We start from the raw sequence: 23,175 nt of genomic DNA, 5'->3' as shown, positions 1-23,175 counted from the left end.
TGACGAATCTCAGGTTTATTTGCGCGGCGACAATGTCTCCCGACCGCCGGGCGGATAGGTTTTTCCAGTCCGCCGGCCGGCCGCACCGCCGGGCATCATTCCATACGCGGCCGTGGAGCCAGCCTATGTCCGAAGCCCAAACCGCAACCAATATCGATGTGCGCATCATTCCGCATGGCGAACGTCATCCGCGCATTTTCGGTGCGCTCGGCGCGTTGACCGAGGGTCAATCGCTGCAGATCACCAGCGATCACGATCCCCGTCCGCTGCTTTACCAGCTTGCCACAAATTTCCCCGGCCAGTTCGGCTGGGAATATCTCGAACAGGGCCCGGACGTCTGGCGCCTCGATATCGGCCGCCTGGAAGAACAGGCCGAAGGTTCCGAGGACGATATGTCCGGCTGCGAATGCTGCTGCGGATCCGAACATTGACCCCTGCCCTGGCGATGTGGTGAAAAGACCTCTGGCGGACGGCCCTTGCCGCCGCCAGCCGACCGATGAGGTGATGCAATGACGGAAATGATCAGCGAACTCGATGTCCGGCCGCTTTTGCTCAGCGGCGGCGAGCCTTTTCCGGCCATCATGGAAGCCGTGGCAGGGCTTGCGCCCGGTGAGGCGCTGCGATTATACGCCACCTTCCGGCCCAGTCCACTGTTCAAGGTGATGGCCGAACGCGGTTTCAACCATCAGGTCCGGGAAATCGGTGGCGGCGACTGGGAGGTGCTGTTCACGCCGCGATCCAGTGAAGCCGAGCAGATTTCCGTGTCGCCCGCGCTTGCGGGGAACGCGGAGGAGCCGCAGATATGGCCCGACCCGGTCGTCTATCTCGATCTGAGCGATGAGGCGACCGAGGGTCAAACGACCCGTACGCTTGCCACACTTGACCGTCTTCCCCTAGGTTCCGTGATCTTCTTGCTGATGCCGCAGGAACCGACCTTCCTCTACCCGGAGCTACTGGCCCGGGGTCATCAATGGGCCGGAAATTTCGACGAGGCGCGCACGGCGTTTCGCATCTTCATCCGCGCCGGTGCCGGCGCGCATTAAACCAGAAGTCAAACTCCCGGAAAACAAAACGCCCCTGAAATTGCTTCCGGGGCGTTTTGTTTTGGCGGTATGGCAAGCAGGCCTTCTAGGCTTTGAGCGGTTTGCGCTCGTGCATCAGGATCGGCCCGTACTCGAAGCAGAACAGACCGAAACCCACGATCCAGAGAAGCGCCGAGCAGGCGTAGAGACGCATCATCGCGCCGGGGAAGAACTCGGCTGCCGGCCTCAGCAGTGCGCAGGCGATCAGCGCCACATAAGCGGCAATAGTAACTTTGCTAGCCGCGAGCTTTCGTCCGGTATGGCCGAGACTCGCTCTGGTCATCACCGCAAGCATCATGCAGCCGATGACGCCGACGGTGAAGACATGCAGGACCGAGCGTGTATCCATGACATCGAGAGCCGCCAGCGCGATGGCGATGAAACCGGCGGGGATGAAGGCATAGGCCGCATGCAGCACCACCAGCACCTGGTCCGGCCATGTCGTCCAGCCGCGCCAGCGGATGAGCCGCATCGCATGCATGAAAGCCGCCAGAAGCGCCGTTGTCACGGCCACGATGCTCTCGGGCTCTATTGTCCAGACGGCCAGCGCCGCAATGCCGGTGAGGATGGCGGCGGTGTCGAAGCCGTTATAGGGCACAGGAAAATCCGTGCGGCCGAAACGGTTCAGCCAGTTGCGAGTGAAACTCGGCACGATCCGGCCGCCGACGATAATGACGAGCACGGTGTAGGCTGAGACGGCAAGACGGGTCGCCATCTGGCTCAGGTCGCCTTCAATCGCCGCCAAATGGAAAACGATATTGGCGACGGAAAGCGCCAATAGCCCACCCAGCACTTTGAGGTCCTTCCACTTGCGCCCTGCAATGACCTCGCGCGCGCAGATCGTGAGAAGTGCCGGCAGGAAAAGTCCGTCAACGGTTGCGGCGGTGACCACACCCACCGTGTCTGGCACGAGCAGGAAGATCCGGCCCGCGCACCAGAGCGCAAACAGCCAGACCAGCGGTTTGCCCGATACGGGCAGCCGCCCCGTCCAGTTGGGCACAGCCGTCAAAAGAAAGCCGGCCAGCACCGCTGAAGCGAAACCGAACAGCATCTCATGGGCATGCCAGTTCGGCGCGCCGTAATCTCCGCCAAGGTCAATGAAGCCGGAAAGTGCTGCTATCCACAACACCATCGCCACAATGGCCCAAAGGGCGCCACCGAGAAAAAACGGCCGGAAGCCGTAGGAGAAGATAACCGGGCCGCTGCGTGCCAGCCCCCTTGGAATGCCGCCTTTTGGCCGGCTGCGCCCCTGGGTGGGAACGGTTTGGCTGCCACTCATTGTAATGCTCCTCATTTGGTCTTGACATATGTCTAGACGCAATCCCGTCTCGCTTCTTTGCGAACAGGCAAAGAGGAGGTGCTACCCGTCCGCATGAAGCCGTAACCGCCTGCCAAAATGTCGCAGGTGGCCCGACGTGCAGTTTGCTCCATCTCAAATTGTATTTCCGTACCTCCAATACAAATGCTGTGACAGAGCAAAGCATGCTCTGCCCCAAGAGGGACAGGAGAAATATGATGACGGAAACCTTCCACATCACACGGCGTAACATTCTCGCAGGCGCGGCATTTGCAGGGGCTTTGGCTCCCGTCATCATGCCATCGACAGCGAGCGCGGCAGAGGAAAAAAAGGCTGCGGCCAAGCCATTGACGAAGGCGGAGATTGGAGTACTACCTCGCGTAAAAGTTGATCTCGTCAAGCCGCCCTTCGTGCATGCTCACACGCAGAAAGCCGAAGGCGGGCCGAAGATCGTCGAGTTCACGCTCACGATCAAAGAGCAGAAGATGATCCTCGACGACAAGGGCACCGAGGTCCACGCCATGACCTTCAACGGTTCGGTTCCGGGGCCTCTGATGGTGGTGCACCAGGACGACTATGTCGAACTGACCCTCATCAACCCCGATACCAATGAGCTACAGCACAATATCGATTTCCACTCGGCCACCGGCGCGCTCGGCGGCGGCGGGCTCACCATCGTCAACCCCGGTGAAAAGGCGATCCTGCGCTTCAAGGCCACCAAGGCCGGCGTCTTCGTCTATCACTGCGCACCTCCCGGCATGGTGCCGTGGCACGTCACCTCGGGCATGAATGGCGCGATCATGGTACTGCCGCGTGAGGGCCTGACGGATGGCCACGGCAAGGAGCTTGTTTATGACAAGATCTATTATGTCGGCGAGCAGGACTTCTACATCCCGCGCGACGAGAACGGCAATTTCAAAAAATATGAAAGCGCCGGCGACGCCATGGCCGACACGCTGGAGGTGATGCGCAAGCTGACACCGAGTCACATCGTCTTCAACGGTGCAGTCGGCGCGCTAACGGGAGAACACGCCCTTCAGGCCGCCGTGGGTGAAAAGGTGCTGATCGTGCATTCGCAGGCGAACCGTGATACCCGCCCGCACCTTATCGGCGGCCATGGCGATTATGTCTGGGCAACGGGTAAATTCCGCAACCCGCCGGATCTCGACCAGGAAACATGGTTCATCCCCGGCGGCACGGCGGGCGCGGCCTTCTATACCTTCGAGCAGCCCGGCATCTACGCCTATGTCAATCACAACCTTATCGAAGCCTTCGAATTGGGCGCGGCCGCCCATTTCAAGGTGACGGGCGAGTGGAATAACAGCCTGATGCAGGCGGTGCTCGCCCCGTCGAGCATCTGACACAAGCGGAAGCGCGCCGCCGCCAGCGGTCGCGGCGCGCTCCCCTTCTGCTATACGGCCTGAAAGCAGGCCCGAACTTTGGCGTCTTCTCGACGCAGGCAGGTTCCCATGGGCATTCCCGGCAACAGCCACTTCCCAAACGCCGTCTCGCTTCTTCTCCCGCTCTCGATTGCAACGCTGCTGGCAACGGCCATCGGTTTCCAGTCCGGGATCATCCGCAGCGGCATTGATGACCGTGCGGCCATGATGGCTCCACAGGTCGTTACAGTGCCCGCAGGACATTTCACCTACCGGGCGGAGGGCGAATATTTCCGCAATGGTTATGCCGTCGATGGCCCGATGGTCGACGTGGCGATGCGGCAAAGTCTCACGATCATGAAATATCAGGTATCGAGCGCCGATTATGCGCGCTGCGTGGCGGAAGGCGGCTGTCAGCAGCCGGAACCCGGTTTTGCCGCTCCGGTCGGCGGCGAGATACCGGCAACCGGTATCAGCCAGGATGACGCCCGCGCCTATGCGACGTGGCTGAGCGAGCGGACAGGCGAGGTCTGGCGCCTGCCGAGCGACGCTGAACTGGCTTTCGCCGCCGGGTCGCATTTCCCGGATGAGACGCTGGGTGTCGGCGCGGACAGCGAAAACCCGGCCTTGCGTTGGCTGGCCGATTACGAGCGGCAGACCAGCCGCAAAGCCTCGGGCAACCCCGTTCCGCAATCCTATGGGAGTTTTGGCGAAAACGAATATGGCTTTGCCGATTTCGGAGGCAATGTGTGGGAATGGACATCGAGCTGCAGCCACCGTGTGACGCTCGGCAAGGATGGTGAGACAATCGATAGCGTCGCCTCCTGCGGTATCCCGGTCGCGTCGGGAAAACACCGGGCGGCCATGAGCGCCTTCGTCAAAAACCCGAAGAGCGGAGGCTGCGCTGTCGGCGTGCCGCCTGACAATCTCGGCTTCCGGCTGGTGAAGGATACGCGCTGGTATGCTCCGCTTGTCGAAAAGCTTCGGGCAGCCGGTCTGGCTACGTGATAGTCGTCACTTAGAACATCCAGTTGATTTATATCATTTGTTCTTCTTCGCCCGATGGGTAGAGTTGTATCGTAAGAATACAGAAGGCTCGCACCATGTTTCTCCGGGCGGGGAGCGCGCGGTGCCAGATAACCGGAGAGGGTGCAAGTGAAGATTGACCGAAGCGTCATCCGGTCGCTGGCCTTGTTCGCCAGGATGGCCGACGATGAGCTGGACGGATTGCTGACCCACGCCACATCTCGGCTGGTGCCGCCGGGCGAAGCCATCTTCGAGCAGGGCCAACCGGCCAAGCATTTCTTCCTGCTTATTCACGGCCGGCTGAAGGTGACGCAGGTCACGCACGATGGCCAGCAGATCATCGTGCGTGTGGTGCATCCCGGTGATCTCTTCGGTTTCGCCCGGGCGCTGCAACGGTCGGATTATCCCGGTACCGCAACCACGGCCGCCGAAAGCGTGATCCTTTCCTGGCAGACGGACCTCTGGCCGCACTTCGTCGAACAGAATCCGCACCTTGCCGTCTCCGCCATGCAGACGATTGGCCAACGTCTCGAGGAAGCCCATACGCGCATCCGCGAAATGTCGACGCAAGAGGTAGAGCGTCGGGTGGCGCACGCCGTACTGCGCCTTTCGCAGCAGGCAGGGCGCAAGGAGGTGGACGGTATTCGAATCGACTTCCCGATCTCGCGTCAGGATATAGCGGAAATGACCGGCACCACGCTCCACACCGTTTCCCGCATCCTGTCCAGCTGGGAGAGCAAGGGCCTGGTACAGGGCGGCCGGCAGAAACTTCTCGTATGCGATCTGCCGGGCCTTGCCCAACTGGCGGACGGCGATACCAGTCAAGTCTAGGGCGGAGCCGTGGCCCCGCTCATTGCCTCGACATCTCAGGCTTTGTCCGGGCCTGCCGGGCCATGAGCATGTCGCGGAAGAGCTTGAAGCCTTTCCGCGACAAGTTTTTGTAACTGCCAGAGGTTTCGGTCGAAAATGTTGCGCTCCGTCAGATCAAGAACCGTGCGATGCAGATATTCCGCGCAGGACCCTGCCGGTCCGCACGCTTGGGCAATCAGCGCGGCGGCCTCATTGAGAGGCACCTTGTCTGTCAGCGGCGACTGCTTCGGGCTAGCCCAGAACGTCAGCGCGCGACGGGCGCCCGCCGGCGTCTTGACCGTGACCCAACGTACCATGTCAGACACCTCAGCATACCGGATTTCGCGCGCCAGAAGGTTCCGGAGATCTCGTTTCTTTGTAGCGCATGGAAGCTTGAGAACCACGCCGGAACAGCTTCCCCCTGGCTGAAGGGCGAGCATCAGTCCCGGCGCGTCCGAGGTGGCGCGAAGTCGTTCGATCCTCAGCGAGAACGCACGATGCCATCCGAATGCGACGGCGTTTTCCATGCCCGCCACTTCAAATCCCGGGTTCCACATCAGTGAGCCGTAGGCAAATATCCAGATCTCCTCTTCGCCAGCTTGCTTCTCTACCCGCCGGACAAGTTCGTCGAGTTGTTCGGGGGAGATTGGCGTCCAGTCTGGCTCCGGGCCTTGCTCTTCGACAACCCTGAGCGTCCTGGCAACGAGTTCCGAGGTCAGATGCAGGGTCGTTGCCGATCGTGTTTTGACGGAAGATGTTCTCGGCATTCGGAAAACCTGTTCTAATATGTTCGCCGCCGAAGCATTTTCTCACCGGCGGTGTTTCAGAGCGGCTACTGTCTTTATGAGGCGGCCGGAACGTCAACGACTGCGCGGAACGTGATCTCCACGATCTGTTCAGGGAAGGCCAGCGCGCCCACTCCAATCAGGTTGCTTGCTACCGGCGGCGTGTCTTTCCCGTACATCTCCTTGCGAACTTTGGCTCCAGCTGCGAATGCGCTCGGGATGTCGAGAACAAAAAGTGTCTCTTCCACAACGTCATCGAGAGAGGCGCCGAATTCTGCGAGCAGTTTCGTGGCATTGATGTAAGTCTGACGGATCTGGTCTTCCATCTGCGTGAAGTCGACGGGCCGGCCTCCGGCGTCAAGGGTGGCGGGCGCCACGAGCTTGCCACCGCCATCGTGGCTGAGCTGTCCCGAGATATAGATCGTGTCCTTGATCTGGACAGCCTGCGCATATCCGAACGCCTGCTCCCAGGCAACGCCGTGGTTTACGATTTTCCTGACAGAGTTGGTCGTCGACATGATTAGTTTCCAATCGTGAAATAGCGCTTTCCGCGCAGGTGGATATATGGATTTGGGAGATGGGGGTATGCGGGAACGGCAACTTCCCGCGATATCGATCAGGACCGGATGAAGGTCAGGAGATCGGCGTTCAGCACATCGGCATTGACGGTGAGCATGCCATGCGAGAAACCGGGATAGGTCTTCAGTGTGCCGTTTTTCAGCAGCTTCACCGATTTCAGGGCGGAGTCGGCGATCGGAACGATCTGGTCGTCTTCACCGTGCAGAACAAGCGTCGGAACGCTGATATTCTTCAGGTCCTCGGTCTGGTCGGTTTCCGAGAAGGCCTTGATGCCATCGTAATGGGCCTTTGCACCACCCATCATGCCCTGACGCCACCAGTTCTGGATCACGCCTTCATGCACGGTCGCACCATCGCGGTTGAAACCGTAGAACGGGCCTGCCGGCACGTCGCGGAAGAACTGCGCACGGTTTGCGGCAAGCGCTGAGCGGAAGCCGTCAAAAACCTCCATCGCCACGCCTTCCGGATTGGCTTCGGTCTTGACCATGATCGGCGGTACGGCGGAAACGAGAACCGCCTTGGCGACACGGCCGGCGGGTTCGCCATGCTTGGCGACATAACGGGCAACTTCGCCGCCGCCGGTGGAATGGCCGATATGCACGGCATTCTTCAGATCGAGCGCTTCGACGACCGCAAAGGCGTCGGCGGCGTAGTGGTCCATGTCGTGACCATCGGCAACCTGGGCGGAACGGCCGTGACCACGGCGGTCATGGGCGACAACACGAAAACCCTTGGAGACGAAGAACCGCATCTGCGCATCCCAGTCATCGGACGACAGCGGCCAGCCATGGTGGAAAACGATCGGCTGGGCATCCTTCGGGCCCCAGTCCTTGTAGAAGATTTCGGTTCCGTCTCTGGTTGTTACAGTACTCATGGACTTGGTTCCTTCGGTGGCGGTAGTGGCGGAATCACTATTGGCTGCGAAGCCGAAAACGGGAGACATCGCTGTAACGGCAACGGCCGTACCTGCGGTCAGCAACATGTTCCGGCGTGTGAAAGATGTGAAATACGTGGTCATCTCGCGTCCTGCGATTTCGTTGTGAAAACTTCAGGCGACGCTGTGTTCGTCTGACAGCAGCGATATTGCCGTCAGAGCCGCCCATCAACAATTGATTGAATAGTGTCGAGTTTATTTCACAATTTGCAACAATGCTCGCAAACCTGAATGCGCAGTCTCATTCGCATTGAGGAATATGATATCGGGGCTGCGGAATTTGGGTAATGCGCTTACCTCTGCCGATGGCCCCGGGAACAGGCAGATGCGAAGTCTCTTCGTCGCCGTTTTACGGGAGCACGAATGCTTGGAGGCTCAATAAAAAATGGCCGGTTGCACCACCGCGATCAGAAAATGACTGGAGTTTGCCTGGGTCCACGGACGACAGTGCGAAGCGAAAGACAGATTTTGTCCGCGCACAGAATTGAGAACTCTTGATCATAGCCGGAGAGGACACCGCGCGATGCAAGCGTGTTGTCACGGCGGCCGACGGATCAACGACAAGGGAGGAAACGAAGCAACTGCCTGCCGTCATCAGTCTTCAGTGTGCCGGACGGATTGATCCGGGTTAATTCAACCGGGCTGCCGCCCAAGGCACTCATGAATCTGAGAGACTACAGCGGCACCTTCGCCCACGGCGGCGGCGACACGCTTGGTGGACCCTGCCCTGACGTCACCAATCGCAAACACGTTTTGAAGACTCGTCTCGAGCGGAAGAACGGATGTGCGCACAGAAGAAGCTCTCCCCGTCAGAATGAATCCTTTGTCGTCGACGTCCACACCGGAGCGTAACCATGACGTTTTCGGATCAGCGCCAATGAACAGGAAAAGATGCCGGACCCTGAAGGTTCGCTCACCACCGGATTGACGGTGACGCATCACGGCCCCGCTCAGACCAGTCGAGCGGTCTCCCTCAAGGCCAACAATCTCGCTGTCGACATGGATTTCGACATTGGACAGCGCCCCGATACGGTCAATAAGATAGCTGGACATCGTATCTTTGAGGGGTCTTCGGACAACAACATGGAGCTGCCGGACCTTGGGAGCAAGGAAGACAATCGCCTGCCCCGCCGAGTTCCCCCCTCCGACGAGTACGACCTCTTCACCTTCGCATAGTTTTGCCTCGATAGGAGACGCCCAATAGGAGACACCGGACCCTTCGAATTCGGCGAGATTTGCCAACTGCGGGCGGCGATAACGCGCCCCGCACGCGATCACCACGGTTCGCGCATCGACGCTCCGTTCGCCATCGAGACCCAGCCGCAATATCGAACCGGTTCCCCATGATGATTGAACAACCCGCAGGTCAATAACGGGGATGGGCAAAGCAACCTCGACCCCGAATTTTATCGCCTGGTTGAAGGCACGCGCCGCAAGATCTTGACCGGAAATCCCCGCAGGGAAGCCAAGGTAGTTTTCGATCCGTGCGGACGCTCCCGCCTGGCCGCCTGCGGATCGTTCGTCAATCGCCAGGACACTCAAACCTTCGGGGGCCGCGTAGACGGCGGCCGCCAGGCCGGCCGGGCCGGCGCCGATGATCGCAACGTCATAGACGGCACCGGAAACAATCTCCTGTGCGACGCCCAGACAAACTGCGGCCTCGTTGTCTGTCGGATTCTTCAGAATGGCTCCGCCAGGGCACACCATCAGTGGCAGTTCTTCTCTCAAGATACCCAGTCGATGGACAAGATCGCGGCCTTGTCCGTCGGCGTCAGCGTCAAGCGCGACATACGGATATCCGCTTCGCGCCAGAAAGCCTTGAAGGCGGATAAGGTCGGCACTGCCCGGTTGACCTATCAGTACAGAACCGGCACCGCCCTGATCTATCAGGGCGACGCGCCGAAGTATAAAGGCCCGCATCACGATCTCTCCGATGTCGGCCGTGCCGATGATCAGAGCTCTAAGATGCGGGGCGTCGAATGAAACGGCCATGCACCCTTCCGTACCGGCACGCCCACTCGCCAGGGATGGCCTGCCCGACAGCTGGCTGACCTCTCCGGAAAATTGACCCGTCGTATGTCGGGTCACGGGAACGCTGGATGACAGGCCGTCCTGCCGCAAAACCTCAATCGATCCTTCGAGCACCAGCCAGGCGGGTGCGTGCCTCTCGCCGACATTGAAAATCACCTCGCCGGGCAGAAAGTATCTCGGTTCGTCATCAGCGAAACGTCTTGCAGTCGCGATCTGTTGAGGATCGAGTGCCGGAAACATCTGGTGTTCACGTGAGCCTGCGACGGTCAAACCTGTTCCAATCTCAGTAGTAGCGGGGAATCGGGCCGCGTTGGGGCGTCTGGTCCGGCAGATCCACGAATATCTCGTCGATATAGCACCAGCCCCAGCCTTCAGGAGGATCGTAACCTTCTATGATGGGATGGCCGGTCTCATGAAAGTGCAAGGTCGCATGCTTGCCGACCGATTGATCACAGCAGCCGACGTGGCCGCATTGACGGCAGATCCGCAAGTGGAACCACTCCATGTTCTCCTTGAGGCACTCCTCGCAACCGAGCGTCCTCGGAGTGACGGACCGGACTGTGACATTGTGGTTGCATCCGCTCATGCTCGCTCTCCATCAACATACCAATGAGAGTATCCCAGTTGTTGAGAACGCTTTTCTCGTCCTTCAACGCGCTGCGACGGGGATCCGGGTTCAATGCAAAGCTGCGCGATGCAATCGATCGCTCATTGGGCCAGCCGTTGCTCATCGATGAAGAGGTTATGCCCCGCTGAGCGGGAGTGCGATACCAGACTATGGTGTAGGTGGCTGATGGTCTGATCAGCGTACCGGAGCGAAAGGCTGGCTCCATCGGCGTCCACGGAGCCACTCCCGTTGTCGCCATCTTTCCTCATCGACAGCCGATGTTCGCGACTTTGCAAATACGACCGCGCCAAAGCCGCACTCCGGCGGCAAGTAGTTCGCGCTTCTAAGCCGGACTGGCATTGTCTCCTCTCTGATCAAACCGCGCAATGTTGCTGGAGAAGTGTACGACTGTTCGCCTTGAGGGTAGCGCCGGCGTTATAAGTTTCTGGCAAACACTTATAACCTTAACACGCGTCCGTGTCGTTATAAGTTTTTGGCAAATCCTTATAACTGCATTTCCGGGCACGAGAGGAAATAATGCTGAGAGAGATTGATATCAGCTACCGCACAATGTTTGCGGAGTTGACCCAACGAACGCTCGACGCCCAATTTGTGGCGGACTTTCCCTTAGAGGGATGGTTCGTGGCTGTAACCGTCAAAGATCGCGACTACTGGTATTTCGATCTCCCGACTCCTGAAGGCAAGGACGAAGATATGTCGGCCCGCACTCCGACGAGGCGATTACAGCACGGGTGAAGGCCCACAAGGAGATCAAGGACAACATTCGGGAGCGCAGACGCATGGTCAGCACTCTGCGTCGTTCCGGCCTGCCCGGACCAGACCCGTTTGCGGGCGCTGTCACGCGGGCCTTGGCCGATGCTGGATTGTTCCGGTTGCGCGCTGTTCTTATCGGGTCGGTGGCATTCAGCACCTATGCCGGGATGCTCGGCGTTCGCCTGCCATCGGCGGTTATGCAGACAGGCGACGCTGATTTCGCGCAGGACTTCGCCATTTCGGCCGAGGTAAAAGACAGCCTGCCGCCAATCCTGGAGGTTCTTCAGTCAGTCGATCCCGATTTTCGAGCAGTGCCGCACCAGGCGGACCGGGCCAAAATCGTAGCCTTCCAGAATGCCAGGGGCTACCGCGTTGAGTTCCTGACTGGAAATCGGAGATCGGAGGAATACACAGGCAAGCCGTCGCCTATGCCTGCACTCGGTGGCGCTTCGGCGGAAAACCTGCGATTCCTTGATTACCTGATCTACGAGCCCGTCCGCACGGTGCTTCTCTTCCGCGAAGGCGTGAACGTACTTGTCCCAGCCCCGGAGAGGTACGCTGTCCCTAAGCTGATCATATCGTCTCGAAGGCGATCGGACGCTCTTGGACGCCTAAAGGCAGACAAAGACCTCTCACAGGCCGCCTTGCTCTTCCAAGCCTTGGTGGAGACGCGCCATAATGACGAACTGGCCGATGCATGGGAGGAAGCGTGGGATCGGGGAGATGCCTGGAAAGAGGGCATGGTCAACGGCCTTCTGAGGTTACCCAAGAAAGCCCTCGAAAATGCCCTCGGACCCGAGACGTTAGAAATTGCGCTGCAAAGGTAGTGTATCGACAAACCGGGAGATGGTCGTGTCGATATTTTTCTATGACGGGCCGAACCGCCCGGTTGGAGTTGACTTTCGGGGTGTCGTGACTGAAGCACCGCATGATCGCTTCGGGAGCCATTGGTTTTCGTCGTCGCCGCAGCAATATTCCCTGCAGTGCCGTTCTGATCTTCCCTGTGCGCGTGTCAGCGGCATCATTCATCGCGAAACAACAAGCCTTCCTTATCGTCCGAGGAAAAGGTTCACGTCAGAATGCCGGCGCGATCGGCGGGATAAAGCGAGTCCCTTTAAGCGTCTTGCCCCACCGGGACCTAGCCCACTTGGTTTGCGGTAGACGATCGCGGGAAGCACGCACTGCGCAGCGTAACCATCTCCCTGCCCTGTCGTACATACATCACGACTACATCACTCTAACCTTCGGGCTAATTACCAGACCGTGGCGGGCACAATAATCTCCGAGGTCCAGGAGCGGCCAAACCAGTTTGAGAGTCGATCCTTTTAACATCGAAGAGGAGTGTTCGCTTGAAACTATACTACTATCCCGGGGCATGCAGCCTTTCAGACCATATAGCTCTCCGAGAAGCGGGTGCCGATTTCCAGATCGAGCGCGTTGATCTTCAAACCAAAATGACGTCGTCTGGTGAAAACTTCAGGCAGATCAACGCGAAAGGGTACGTACCAGCGCTGGTCTTGGACAGCGGAGACGTTATCAGCGAGAATGTCGCAATTCTCGACTGGGTCGCCGCAATGTATCCAAGCGTGGGCGTTGGCGGACCGCTTGGAAGAACAAGGCTGCTCGAGACCCTCGCGTTCATCTCGTCGGAGTTGCATCAGGGCTTTGAATCCCTCTGGTCTCATCGAGGTGCCGAGGAGGTTGCGCGTGCCGAGGCATCGTTGCGACCGAAGTTCCGTTTCCTGTCGCGGAACTTCAAAGGCGAGTTTCTTTTTGGAGACAATCCCACTGTCGCGGACTTCTATCTGTTTGTGATGCTGTTGTGGGCAGAACGTTATTCGCTCAATGTGGAGACGCATCTCGTCGAGTACCGGGACATGCTAAAGAGGCGTCCCAACGTTGGTGCAGCTATGGCTGCAGAGGGCCTCATCTGACAAAACTGCTGGCGCGAGAACCATCAGCGACAGTTAGTGCCAGGGACGATCTTCAGTGCCACCGCACCAGCGACGTTTCTGCCGGACCGCAACCGGCGTTCTTTCGCCTTCAGACCCGATGGTAGCGGTCTGATGTCGACCTGTGGTTCAGCGGCAGGAACGGGCAGACGCGCACAGAGTGCCGCGGTATACGCGGTTTTCAATGTCCTCAATAGCTGTCGGTGGCGGCCCGACATGTCTCTGGCGGGGAAGCCCGTGACAAACCAGACCATCCGCCGCGAGAGGTTGTGTTACGGCGGGTTGGCGGACGAAAGCCTTAAGTGCGCGAACGCCATAACTCCCGACGCAGGTTGACGGGCCGGGCATCGCATTCTACTGAACTGCAATTTGCGTAGACACCAAAGGCCGATCCCCTCCCGCCGGCTGTCTAACAGGGGACGTCAGAAGCACACAGTAAGCACGGTTTTTCTCCTTGAAAAATGCCGGACAGCATCGCCAAGCTTGAAACCGAGTAGCGCTTTGGTGGTAGGCAACGATACCCATGTCGAGCTCACACGTTCCTTTGGGGAAGACTAAAATGACGGCGGCTTGCAGAGTCCAGAACGCGACGCAAGCCTTCCATTTACCTTCCCGTTACCGGAGCAAAGAATGAATTCCAAACTCAACAAGAACCTTAGGACCGCGCGAGACGAGATAGTCCCGTCCAGGTATGTTGTTAACGTTGGCGACATCGAGGTGATCATCATAAGCGACGGCATTCTGACGCCGCCTGCAGAGTCCATGGCCACGAACGCGGACCCAAAAACCCGTAATGCCTGGCTTGATGAGCGGTTTCTCGATCACGACGCTTTCGACTGGGCCTTGAACGCCGTTGTCGTCCGTAGCGGCGATCAGACAATACTCATCGATAGCGGTTTAGGCGAAGAGTACCCCAGCTTTCCTCGGGCAGGCCAGTTTGTCGCGCGACTTGAAGCGGCGGGCGTCGATCTGGCATCGGTGACCGATGTGGTGCTGACGCACATGCACTTCGACCACGTTGGCGGCCTTCTCGTACAAGGTGTGAGGGATCGCCTTGCACGAGACGTTCGCGTTCATCTGTCCGCGGCGGAAGCCGCGTTTTGGACGAACCCTGACTTTTCGCGCACTGCGATGCCGCCGGATCTTGCGGAGCTTGCGCGCAGTGCCTCAAGAGAATTTCTTTCGGTCTACGCAGATAACCTGATGACCTTCGAACACGAGACAATGATCGCGCCTGGTGTCGTGGCCACGAAAACCGGCGGCCACACTCCGGGCCACAGCGTGGTGCGTATCTCTTCGAATGGCGAAAAACTAATGTTTGGAGGAGACGCATTGTTCCCTGTCTCCTTTGACCATCCTGAATGGCATAATGGATTTGAGCATGACCCCGAGGAGGCTACAAATGTCCGCCTTCGGCTTATGGCGGAACTGGCCGGAACGGGTTCCTGGCTTGTGTCGACACACTTGCCATTTCCATCCCTGGGACGGGTCGCACCTTCTGAAAAGCTGTATCGTTGGGTGCCGGCACCCTGGGACTACTGATCAACAGCTGTCATAACGATTCCCTGCCGTCCTGCCGCATCGCAGGGCGGCGTTTTTTTGAATGCACGGCCGACCGTTTGTGAGCGCGCGCCTGCTTTCACACCCCGCGGGATATCTACAAGAAGCAAGTTAAGAGCCATCGGCCCGCTAAGGCGTCGCCGGTGAGTTCTGATTCCAGCTCTTGCTGTAGTGCACATGCGAGCGACCCGTATGAATGCCTATACGCGTTTAGCCGAACGTCAGGCTGGAAACCTGCCCTGTTCCTTTGCCTAAAGATTGTCATTCATACCGCGCCACGCGGCATCCCGCCTTGACTGATGATGAAGGTCCACCAATTCGTCAAAAGCCGAGTCGTCAACCGGTCCCTACCCGAATCTTGGGCAATTTTGCCAAGTTCCCTTACAGCCGTGGAACGAAACCTGGGCAGCGAGGGCCGTAGGCGATCGGATGCTGGAGTGTTTTCGCCGCAAATTCCGCAATCAAGCAACACACACAGCAATCCGGCAAGGTCGCGTCCTTCTTATTTCGCCTAAAAACGTCTCCGTAAACAGCCTCACAAAATGGAGATGGCCATGCATGACACCCTTCGCACCACTCGAACACCCTGCCACGACGCTCTTGTTGCGCCTCCGGTACCTTTTCGTCGTAACTTGCTGCTGCTGGGCCTGTCCGCGCCGCTGGTTGCAACCGCGCCGGCCCGGGCAATTGCAAAGACAGTTGACGTGGCAGCCGCCGCAATCGAAGGCAGAAATCGTCAAATGAATTATGTGACCACAGCCGATGGCGTCGAGATTTTTTATAAGGACTGGGGTCCCAGGGACGGTCAGCCGCTGGTCTTCCACCACGGGTGGCCGCTTTCCGCTGACGATTGGGATGCGCAGATGCTGTTCTTCCTCGGCAAGGGATATCGTGTGATTGCACATGACCGGCGTGGCCACGGACGATCGAGCCAAACCGGCGCCGGCCACGACATGGACCATTACGCTGCGGACGTCGCCGCGCTCGCAATGCATCTCGATCTTCGCAACGCGATCCACATCGGTCACTCCACAGGCGGCGGCGAAGCCGCCCATTACGTCGCCAGACATGGACAGCCTCAGGGTCGGGTGGCGAAGTTGGCTCTCATCGGTGCTGTACCGCCGATAATGGTCAAGACGAGCAACAACCCCGGAGGCCTTCCGATAGAGGCTTTCGACGACCTTCGTGCCCAGCTTGCCGCCAATCGGTCCCAGTTCTACTTTAATCTGTCGAGTGGCCCGTTTTATGGATTCAACAGAGACGGCGTTAAACCCGTTGATGCTATCATCCAAAACTGGTGGCGGCAGGGGATGATGGGCGCCGCGAATGCGCACTACCTCGGCATCAAGGCATTTTCGGAAACCGACTTCACGCAGGATCTGAAAACAATCACTGTCCCGACAATTGTTATGCATGGAGGCGACGACCAGATCGTTCCTCTCGCCAACTCCGCTCCGCTGTCCGCGAAATTGCTGAAGCGCTCTACCCTGAGGGTTTACGAAGGTCTCCCCCACGGCATGTGCACAACGCACTCGCAACTGATTAACACGGACCTCCTCGCTTTTGTCAAAAGCTGAACTGTCGGGAGGCGGTGCGCGATCTGACACCGCCTCCCCGCGCCAGACAGTCATCTCACAGGGATATCGCTGTTCATATAGCAAACGCCAATTCTGACACCATTGGACATGGGACACCTCGTGCAATGGGGGAAGCTCTCTTCGTATCCGGATAGCCTCGCTCCACGATCGCCGAGATGAACCTAGGCTGTTGGATGATACCTCATCGGCGCGCTGTCCCGTATCGTTCTTTCTCGTTCTCGACATGGAGCCGATAGAAGGACGCGCACGTGGTTCGCCTAAGGACAAATTTCCGTCAATCAGAGACTGGTGAGGCGACGAGCAGTTTCGCCGGCCAATCTGTGTCGGGAGTTCCAGCGGACAAGGAAATGGAGCGAGTGCTGCGAACCCCGCCGATTGAATCCCTTAATATTCATGACCCTTTCGAGACCCGTTTAGCCCGCTGGAAACATCAACCGTTTCACGATGTCGTAAAGCCGATGTCCGACCATGTCGTAATGACCTATCTCGGCGCGATGCAACGCCTCGAACGCGTCTCCGGGAGAGACCACCGCTCCGCCATGGGGCGTAGAGGAACCATCACCGTCATACCCGCTGGCTCCAGTTCCCGTTGGGACATCCATGGTCCGATGGATATCGTCCAGCTCTATATGGCACCCCAACTGCTCGATCATATCGCGCAGGAGTGTCCGGGATCTACTCGCTCGCTGATCGAGATCACGGCCCGGCCCGACGCGTTCCTGGCGGCGCTCCTGGAAAAATCGCTGGGATCGCCGGACAATCCCTCCTTCCTGGAGGCGCTTTATCGCCAGCAGATCACGTCACTGATCGCGGTTCATCTTCTAAAGGGTCCCGATCATGCGGCCGAAGATCCGGGGAGAGCCTCGGGCGGCCTTGCTCCGCACGTGTTACGAACAGTCCTGGAACGGCTGGCGTCGGACGACGAACTCGACTTCTCACTCGGGGCGCTCGCCGCCGAAGCGAACCTGTCGCGGTTCCATTTTTGCCGGGCATTCAAGAAAAGTACGGGGGTGAGCCCGCATGAGTGGCTGCGGGAGAGGCGGCTGGAGCAAGCGATGGGAATGCTTCGGGACCCGCGCGTGCTGATAACAGACGTTGCGGGACAACTGGGCTATGCGACGCTGACCGCATTCAGCGTCGCATTTAAACGTCACACGGGACTAACGCCGAGCGAATGGCGAAATGCAATTCTTTGAGTCAGTCCGCCTCATACGAGCGTCATGCCTCCGTCAACGTGAAGTTCGATGCCGTTGACGAAGCTTCCCGCGTCCGACGCAAGAAAAAGAGCCGCACGCGCTAGTTCTTCCGGTCGCCCCATGCGACCGGCAGGAATAAGAGACGCCATCTGCTCCTCGAAAGCCGGGAGCAGGGTTTCGGGAACGCCCAACTTCTCCAGGATTGCTGTCTCCACGGGCCCCGGGCTCAGGATATTGACCCGGATCCTCCTCGGTTTCAGCTCGATTGCCCAGTTCCGCGCAAATGCTGCGACAGCCGCCTTGGAGCCGGCATAGACCGTGTGATCGGGCAGCACCTTGGTCGCGGCAAGGGAGCTGGTCACGATGATGCTTCCACCATCCCGTATTAACGGCGACATGGCCTGTACTCCGAAAAACACCCCTCGCGTGTTGATGGCAAAATGCCGATCATAGTCCTCCGGCGTGACGTCAACTGACGTCGTCAGATTGATGATACCGGCGTTGGCCATGTAGACATCCAACCGGCCAAATTTTCCGGCGACGAAGTCGGCAAGTCTCCTGTGATGGTCGAGATCAGCACTGTCAGCGACGAAGCCCACCGCACCGTGGCCGATTTCATCAACGGCCTGTTCTAACACGTCCGCTCGCCGTCCCGTGATAATCACCTCGGCGCCTTCCTCCGCGAAGAGTTGAGCGGTCGCCCTGCCGATCCCGCTATTACCGCCGGTTATTACAACGACTTTGCCACTCAGATGCTGCATGTCTCTGTTTCCCATTAAAATAGAAGTGAGTTCACCGGCGGCGAAAGGCACGCGCCGGATGGCGGCCGCGGAAGCAACTTCCCGCTCCCGCGGCCCGTCGGTCGGTCAGTGACACCGCTCGGTGGCTGAGCGACTGGCTGAACAGCAAAAGGCCGCACGCGACGGCGCCCAGGTCGATCGCATGCGGCCCTCTCATTCCGGTTTATTTGTTCAGTAATCCCAGAACACCGGGACCCAGCGGAACGCGTCGCCGTCTGTCGCCACTCGTCCGACCGAAGGAAATGGAAGATGCGTGGCGACCAGCTGCTCGCCACTGTCGGCTAACTCCCTCAGGAGTTTGAGCCGAACGCGCGCAGCCTCCTCCGGATCGTGCTCGAAACCGTTGTACCAGTTGGGATGATCAAAGCCGACGGCGAAAATCGCGTCACCCGCAAAGGTCAACCGGTCACCTCCCGACGAAACACGCACCACACTGTGTCCCGGCGTGTGCCCGCCCGTGCGGTGAATTACGACACCTGGCGCGACCTCATATTCGTCGACGAAAGTCTGGATGAATCCCCGATACTCCGAGGCGAACTTCTTCGCTGTCGCACGGAGTGCGTCAGGGAAACCCTGGGGCATGTTCACGTGCGTGAAATCGGGATTTTCCCAGAAGCTGAGTTCAGCAGCAGCGAGATGGATGCGCAGGTCCGGCCGGAGCCGTTCTTTAACACCTTCGACGAGAAGGCCGCCGACATGATCCATATGCATATGCGTGATAACGACGTCGGTGACGGATCGAAGGTCCACTCCCGCCGCTTCGAGCCGTCTGATCACCTGTCCTGCTCTTGGCAGGTTAAGATCGGGGTCGAGCCCAAGACCTGCATCGATCAGTATTGTTTGCTCACCGTGACGAACAAGGACGACGTTCAGCGACCAGTCGAAAGCGTCTGGTGGCAGAAACATCTCGTCCAGCCAGGCGGCGCGCTCGGAAGCGTCGGCGTTGTGACCGAGCATCTTCGTCGGAAGCGGAAGAACGCCATCGCTGATGACCAGGACTTCAATTTCACCGATTTGAACGGCATAGCGCGACGGAACCAGTTCTTCTGTCCCAACTTTCGCGCGTAAAGCGGTACTTGCGTTCATGCTTGTCTCCTGTTTGGTTGGAATAAGCGGAATTTTGCGGCAGTCAGCTGTTGTGGCCGGAACCCCTGTTTCGGAACAGGAAACGTATGGACACGAGACTGCGCGCCCAGTTTATGAGGCTGTCAGGGGGCGGTCGACTGGACGGTCTATGAGGTCAGCCTAGCCTTTTGCGTATTGCACCGCGCGATCCGCGTAGGACACCGCACATAATTGCAGGCCATGCCATCTATGAACGGATCGAACTGCGGTCCCGTTTCGCAAGAGCTTGCCGGATTGCCTCCAGCAACGCATTTCCGTCGAACGGCTTTCGCAGAACAGGCCTCTCAGGCCCGAATGATTTCCGATAGAGTTTCTCGTGTCGCCCGCTGATCAGGAATACCGGAATATGAGGGTAGTTGCCCTCCACACAGGCCTGCAACTCAAAACCGTCCATATCTTGCAGCCCGATGTCGGTTATCAGGACGTCTATGTCTGCCATTCCTTCGGCCAAAAGCGCTGCGCCCGACGAAAAGGTTCTTGGGATGAACTCAGCGGATTCGAGCAGTTCCTGAAGGGATTCCAGGACCTGGGGATCATCGTCGACGACTGCAATCACTGCCGCGCCTAGGTTCATTCTCTCCTCCATAGACCGCGGCACTCCCGAATTCGCTATCTTTCGATCTTTCAGCCAACGTCCCTCGCCCGGGTAACGTTCGCTTGCACGCCTCACCGCCACGACTAACCGAGGTCGATCTGTGCAGCAGGCAAGCTGAAAATGAAGTTCGCCCCGTGCGGTTCATTTCTTTCAGCCCATAGCTGGCCGCCATGCGCTTCCACAATCGAGCGGGAGATTGAAAGGCCCATACCCATTCCCTGATCTTTTGTTGTGAAAAAGGGTTCGAAGATTTTGGCCGGAAACTGAACGCCCCGGCCCCGATCGATGACGGAAACCCGCACCTCGTCACCCGTTCCGTAGACCTTGACCGTCACAGTTTTCCTCGTCGAGACGGGCGCCATTGCGTCCATCGCGTTGCGGACGAGGTTCATGACGACCTGCTGTATCTGGACGCGGTCGAAGGGCTTGAGCATCAAACCGATCTCGAGATCAAGCTCGATGCGAATACCCCGTCGTGCGGCTTCGAACGAAACAAGATCGCGCATCTCGAACACAATTTCGTCGAGAGAAGTGCAGTCGCGCGTGTTTCTGTCCTGCTTAAACAGGGCACGAATACGGCTGACGACATCGGCGGCCGCGTTAGCGCTGTGAATAATGCGATCAACCGCTTTTTTTGCCCTGTCGATGTTCGGAGGGTTCATCGTCATCCAGCGCTGGCACGCATTTGAGTAATTCATTACGGCCGCAAGTGGCTGGTTAACCTCATGTGCTATCGATGCAGAGAGTTCAGCGAGACTGGCCGCCTGGCTGGCGCGTGCCAGACTGTCCTGCGCCATGCGAAGGTTTTCCTGGGCGCGAACCTCTCCGTCGATATCGAGACAGATGACATTCCACTGAACAATTTCTCCCGTCTCGGTCCTCATCGGAGCGGCGCGGGTTTCTACCCAGCGATACTCACCATCGTGGCGGCGCAACCGATGCCGACGGGCATAGGGCTCGCCTGTCAACAGGCAATGGTGGTATTGCTCTTTAACCCCTGCCACATCGTCGGGATGGACACCTGCGTCAAGCGTACCGTCCAGACGGGATTTTCCGCTGCCATCCAGCGCATCCAGATTATATCCCAGGAACTCCCTGAGTTGCTGGCTGCGGTAGAGCGGCTCTCCGTTCGGCGCCGCGCAGTCAATCATCGCCGGTAACGTTTCCACCAGTTGCCACAAGAAGCGTTCACGCTCGCGCAGCGCCTCCTGGGCCTTCATCTCCTCTTCAATGTCGATCGACGCTATATACCATTGAAGGACAGTCCCCTCTTTGTCCTTCAACGGCTGTGCGCGAGCCTCGATCCAGCGGTAGGATCCATCCCTGAGAATCCGGCGAAATCGATTTGTGAAGGGCTCGCCCGTTGCAAACCCATGCTTGGCCCTGTCAAACATCACGAGGAAGTCCTCGGGATGGACGACCTCCAGAGCAAGGGCGTCAAAGTCCTTAACGTGAGAAGATGGCGTCCCCGCCTGGTTCAGGTATCTCTGACTGGCGTAGGTCATCTGTCCGGTCGGGGAGAAGCTCAATACGTTGAATGGCACCGCTTCGAGCATTTGCTCCAGCTGCTGTTTGCTTTGATGGAGAGCCGCCTCCGACCGGACCTGATCTTCGATATCCTGCGAAAGCCCATACCACTGGATAATCTCGCCGTCGTCGTCGCGCAGGGGTTCGGCTCGCCCCAGGACCCAACGGTAATTGCCGTCGGCCCCGCGCAGACGGTACTTAAGTGAGAACGGCTCGCCCGTTTCAATCGAGTGTTGCAACGCACCCGCAAACGAGTCCTTGTCGTCTTGATGAACCAGAGCGTCGATAAAGGCCGCCAGGCCCTTTTTCTCTGCGGTGTCGTAATCACCAACCTGCACGCCAAGGAAATCGACAACTCTTTTGCTGAAAAATACGGGGTCACCTCGCGCACTGAGCCGCCACAGGTAACTCGGCACCAGATCAACCAGCTGTGAAAAATCCCGCTCCCTGCTCCTTAGTGCATTAAGACTTTCCTCGAGTGTACGCGAAGCGCGTTTTTGCTGCATTGAAACGACTGCAACCACGACGGTCGAAAAAGAAGAAACTGCCAGAAACAGCTGCAAGACTAACTGTCGATGCTCTTCTGCAAAATGACTGGCAGAGGCCGGACCGGCTGCCGGCGCCGCAGACAGGGCAGCGAGCGCAACAAGTACAGCAACGGCCATCGCCGCACCTTGCAACGCAAATCGCAACGCTGCCCAGAGTAACAACGGCACTATGATGAAGGCGAATGGCAGATAACCCTTCACGAGAAATGCTGTCAGGCCGAACAGGACCAGTCCAAGCGCGCCCGCCTCACAAAAACGTCGGGTCGAGATGACGCCGTCCCCCTGCCAGCTCTGGAATACCGCTATCACGAGCGGCGCGGCCGTAAGCACGCCTGTCGCATTGCCGAGCCACCGGAACGCCCACGCGGTAGCGAAGGATTGCGGCGGGATGCCAAGCCGGGCAAGGGCGAAACTCCCGACCGTTGCACTGATAACCGGCGCCAATCCCCCGCCGAGGAAGAGCAGGGCCAGGACGCCTTTCAACGTATCAAACCGGGGGGCAGGTCCGAGAACGCGCTTGACAACTAGTGCTCCGGCCACCGCCGTCAGCGCATTGCCGAAATATATCAGCAGGGCTGCGGAGGACGGGCTGCGAAACCAAAGAATGTTCGCTGTCATTTCAGCGCCCAATCCGGTTGCGATCCACCATAACCAGGTGAACTTGCGCGTGAAGAGAAGGGTTACAATAAAAAGGCCTCCCGGCGGCCAGACTGAAATTCCCGTGCCCTGTACGGTTGCAAGCAGGTGGGCTAAGCCACAACCAGCGAGATAGGAAAGAAAGAAAAATCCAAGATAACGCGCGTCGGGCGGTCGAACCGGAACAGACTGCAACCGGTCGCTCAGCCCGCGAAGGCCCGCTGCATCAAATAAGTGCCTACCGATATTCAAGACCAACGCTCCGTTTCGCCCGAACATCTCCGTCCGAACCCAG

The 23,175-nt window shown here is 58.6% G+C and carries 19 protein-coding genes and 1 pseudogene; 10 read left to right on the top strand and 10 right to left on the bottom strand.

Features of this window, described 5'->3' with window-relative positions:
- The first annotated feature begins 125 nt into the window (after positions 1–125).
- Together ACZ47E_RS15735 and ACZ47E_RS15730 are read left to right on the top strand one after the other, a co-directional pair.
- Positions 126–431, top strand: coding sequence for a DUF2249 domain-containing protein (locus ACZ47E_RS15735; protein WP_035208376.1), 306 nt, complete (start codon positions 126–128; stop codon positions 429–431).
- A gap of 78 nt (positions 432–509) precedes the next feature.
- Entirely contained in the window at positions 510–1,043 is a 534-nt protein-coding gene (locus ACZ47E_RS15730) for a DUF2249 domain-containing protein (RefSeq protein WP_035208375.1), read from the top strand.
- Positions 1,044–1,128: 85 nt separating this feature from the next.
- Here the strand turns inward: ACZ47E_RS15730 and ACZ47E_RS15725 are convergent, their stop codons facing one another.
- A complete protein-coding gene (locus ACZ47E_RS15725) occupies positions 1,129–2,361 on the bottom strand; it encodes an NnrS family protein (protein ID WP_113344344.1) in 1,233 nt (410 codons plus the stop codon).
- A 236-nt stretch (positions 2,362–2,597) separates the two neighbouring features.
- On the opposite strand from ACZ47E_RS15725, the gene nirK reads away from it, so the two are divergent.
- The 3 genes from nirK (at position 2,598) to ACZ47E_RS15710 (ending at position 5,615) form a co-directional block, all read left to right on the top strand.
- Positions 2,598–3,740 carry a copper-containing nitrite reductase gene (gene nirK, locus ACZ47E_RS15720; protein ID WP_003585379.1) on the top strand — a complete coding sequence of 381 codons (1,143 nt, stop codon included), beginning with the start codon at positions 2,598–2,600 and terminating at the stop codon, positions 3,738–3,740.
- Between the two features lie 108 nt (positions 3,741–3,848).
- Positions 3,849–4,766, top strand: a complete 918-nt coding sequence (locus ACZ47E_RS15715) for an SUMF1/EgtB/PvdO family nonheme iron enzyme (protein ID WP_035208371.1) — start codon at positions 3,849–3,851, stop codon at positions 4,764–4,766.
- Between the two features lie 147 nt (positions 4,767–4,913).
- Positions 4,914–5,615, top strand: a complete 702-nt coding sequence (locus ACZ47E_RS15710) for a Crp/Fnr family transcriptional regulator (protein ID WP_003585377.1) — start codon at positions 4,914–4,916, stop codon at positions 5,613–5,615.
- 35 nt (positions 5,616–5,650) lie between these two features.
- Here ACZ47E_RS15710 and ACZ47E_RS15705 read toward each other — a convergent pair whose 3' ends face one another.
- From ACZ47E_RS15705 to ACZ47E_RS15685, 5 genes are all read right to left on the bottom strand, one after another.
- Positions 5,651–6,400: a gamma-glutamylcyclotransferase gene (locus tag ACZ47E_RS15705; RefSeq protein WP_035208369.1), complete on the bottom strand. Its 750-nt coding sequence runs from the start codon at positions 6,398–6,400 to the stop codon at positions 5,651–5,653.
- A 74-nt stretch (positions 6,401–6,474) separates the two neighbouring features.
- Complete coding sequence (locus tag ACZ47E_RS15700; RefSeq protein ID WP_035208367.1) at positions 6,475–6,936, bottom strand: RidA family protein; 462 nt, start codon at positions 6,934–6,936, stop codon at positions 6,475–6,477.
- Between the two features lie 98 nt (positions 6,937–7,034).
- Positions 7,035–7,871: an alpha/beta fold hydrolase gene (locus tag ACZ47E_RS15695; protein ID WP_113344349.1), complete on the bottom strand. Its 837-nt coding sequence runs from the start codon at positions 7,869–7,871 to the stop codon at positions 7,035–7,037.
- A gap of 693 nt (positions 7,872–8,564) precedes the next feature.
- Positions 8,565–10,232 (bottom strand): FAD-dependent oxidoreductase, encoded by a 1,668-nt coding sequence (locus tag ACZ47E_RS15690; protein ID WP_416172019.1) that lies wholly within the window; start codon positions 10,230–10,232, stop codon positions 8,565–8,567.
- Positions 10,233–10,245: 13 nt separating this feature from the next.
- Positions 10,246–10,548 carry a UBP-type zinc finger domain-containing protein gene (locus ACZ47E_RS15685; RefSeq protein ID WP_035211012.1) on the bottom strand — a complete coding sequence of 101 codons (303 nt, stop codon included), beginning with the start codon at positions 10,546–10,548 and terminating at the stop codon, positions 10,246–10,248.
- Positions 10,549–11,106: 558 nt separating this feature from the next.
- Here ACZ47E_RS15685 and ACZ47E_RS15680 point away from each other — a divergent pair.
- From ACZ47E_RS15680 to ACZ47E_RS15660, 5 genes and pseudogenes are all read left to right on the top strand, one after another.
- Positions 11,107–12,170: pseudogene (locus ACZ47E_RS15680) on the top strand (nucleotidyltransferase family protein).
- A 522-nt stretch (positions 12,171–12,692) separates the two neighbouring features.
- Positions 12,693–13,277 (top strand): glutathione S-transferase C-terminal domain-containing protein, encoded by a 585-nt coding sequence (locus tag ACZ47E_RS15675; RefSeq protein ID WP_035211011.1) that lies wholly within the window; start codon positions 12,693–12,695, stop codon positions 13,275–13,277.
- Between the two features lie 648 nt (positions 13,278–13,925).
- Entirely contained in the window at positions 13,926–14,837 is a 912-nt protein-coding gene (locus tag ACZ47E_RS15670; RefSeq protein ID WP_034499518.1) for an MBL fold metallo-hydrolase, read from the top strand.
- A gap of 758 nt (positions 14,838–15,595) precedes the next feature.
- Positions 15,596–16,432, top strand: a complete 837-nt coding sequence (locus tag ACZ47E_RS15665) for an alpha/beta fold hydrolase (RefSeq protein WP_060942326.1) — start codon at positions 15,596–15,598, stop codon at positions 16,430–16,432.
- Positions 16,433–16,800: 368 nt separating this feature from the next.
- On the top strand, positions 16,801–17,649 hold the full coding sequence (locus tag ACZ47E_RS15660; RefSeq protein ID WP_051634479.1) for a helix-turn-helix transcriptional regulator: 849 nt from the start codon (positions 16,801–16,803) through the stop codon (positions 17,647–17,649).
- Positions 17,650–17,660: 11 nt separating this feature from the next.
- Here ACZ47E_RS15660 and ACZ47E_RS15655 read toward each other — a convergent pair whose 3' ends face one another.
- The 4 genes from ACZ47E_RS15655 to ACZ47E_RS15640 form a co-directional block, all read right to left on the bottom strand.
- Positions 17,661–18,410 (bottom strand): SDR family NAD(P)-dependent oxidoreductase, encoded by a 750-nt coding sequence (locus tag ACZ47E_RS15655; protein WP_035211009.1) that lies wholly within the window; start codon positions 18,408–18,410, stop codon positions 17,661–17,663.
- A gap of 210 nt (positions 18,411–18,620) precedes the next feature.
- Positions 18,621–19,535 carry an MBL fold metallo-hydrolase gene (locus ACZ47E_RS15650; RefSeq protein ID WP_035211008.1) on the bottom strand — a complete coding sequence of 305 codons (915 nt, stop codon included), beginning with the start codon at positions 19,533–19,535 and terminating at the stop codon, positions 18,621–18,623.
- A gap of 226 nt (positions 19,536–19,761) precedes the next feature.
- Complete coding sequence (locus tag ACZ47E_RS15645; RefSeq protein WP_035211007.1) at positions 19,762–20,148, bottom strand: response regulator; 387 nt, start codon at positions 20,146–20,148, stop codon at positions 19,762–19,764.
- A 104-nt stretch (positions 20,149–20,252) separates the two neighbouring features.
- A complete protein-coding gene (locus ACZ47E_RS15640) occupies positions 20,253–23,132 on the bottom strand; it encodes a PAS domain-containing protein (RefSeq protein WP_416172020.1) in 2,880 nt (959 codons plus the stop codon).
- Between the last annotated feature and the right edge of the window lie 43 nt (positions 23,133–23,175).

The organism is Agrobacterium sp. 5Ca39, from assembly GCF_055382365.1.
Note: the sequence above shows the minus strand (reverse complement) of the source record. Positions and strands in the feature narration are given on the sequence as shown.

Bases quoted from the DNA above. Each gene is read 5' to 3' on its own strand.
- nirK (WP_003585379.1), top strand. From the start codon at position 2,598: ATGACGGAAACCTTCCACATCACACGGCGTAACATTCTCGCAGGCGCG.
- ACZ47E_RS15730 (WP_035208375.1), top strand. From the start codon at position 510: ATGACGGAAATGATCAGCGAACTCGATGTCCGGCCGCTTTTGCTCAGC.
- ACZ47E_RS15655 (WP_035211009.1), bottom strand. From the start codon at position 18,410: ATGCAGCATCTGAGTGGCAAAGTCGTTGTAATAACCGGCGGTAATAGC.
- ACZ47E_RS15645 (WP_035211007.1), bottom strand. From the start codon at position 20,148: ATGAACCTAGGCGCGGCAGTGATTGCAGTCGTCGACGATGATCCCCAG.
- ACZ47E_RS15735 (WP_035208376.1), top strand. From the start codon at position 126: ATGTCCGAAGCCCAAACCGCAACCAATATCGATGTGCGCATCATTCCG.
- ACZ47E_RS15695 (WP_113344349.1), bottom strand. From the start codon at position 7,871: ATGAGTACTGTAACAACCAGAGACGGAACCGAAATCTTCTACAAGGAC.
- ACZ47E_RS15665 (WP_060942326.1), top strand. From the start codon at position 15,596: ATGAATTATGTGACCACAGCCGATGGCGTCGAGATTTTTTATAAGGAC.
- ACZ47E_RS15670 (WP_034499518.1), top strand. From the start codon at position 13,926: ATGAATTCCAAACTCAACAAGAACCTTAGGACCGCGCGAGACGAGATA.
- ACZ47E_RS15650 (WP_035211008.1), bottom strand. From the start codon at position 19,535: ATGAACGCAAGTACCGCTTTACGCGCGAAAGTTGGGACAGAAGAACTG.
- ACZ47E_RS15660 (WP_051634479.1), top strand. From the start codon at position 16,801: ATGGAGCGAGTGCTGCGAACCCCGCCGATTGAATCCCTTAATATTCAT.
- ACZ47E_RS15685 (WP_035211012.1), bottom strand. From the start codon at position 10,548: ATGAGCGGATGCAACCACAATGTCACAGTCCGGTCCGTCACTCCGAGG.
- ACZ47E_RS15725 (WP_113344344.1), bottom strand. From the start codon at position 2,361: ATGAGTGGCAGCCAAACCGTTCCCACCCAGGGGCGCAGCCGGCCAAAA.
- ACZ47E_RS15705 (WP_035208369.1), bottom strand. From the start codon at position 6,400: ATGCCGAGAACATCTTCCGTCAAAACACGATCGGCAACGACCCTGCAT.
- ACZ47E_RS15700 (WP_035208367.1), bottom strand. From the start codon at position 6,936: ATGTCGACGACCAACTCTGTCAGGAAAATCGTAAACCACGGCGTTGCC.
- ACZ47E_RS15715 (WP_035208371.1), top strand. From the start codon at position 3,849: ATGGGCATTCCCGGCAACAGCCACTTCCCAAACGCCGTCTCGCTTCTT.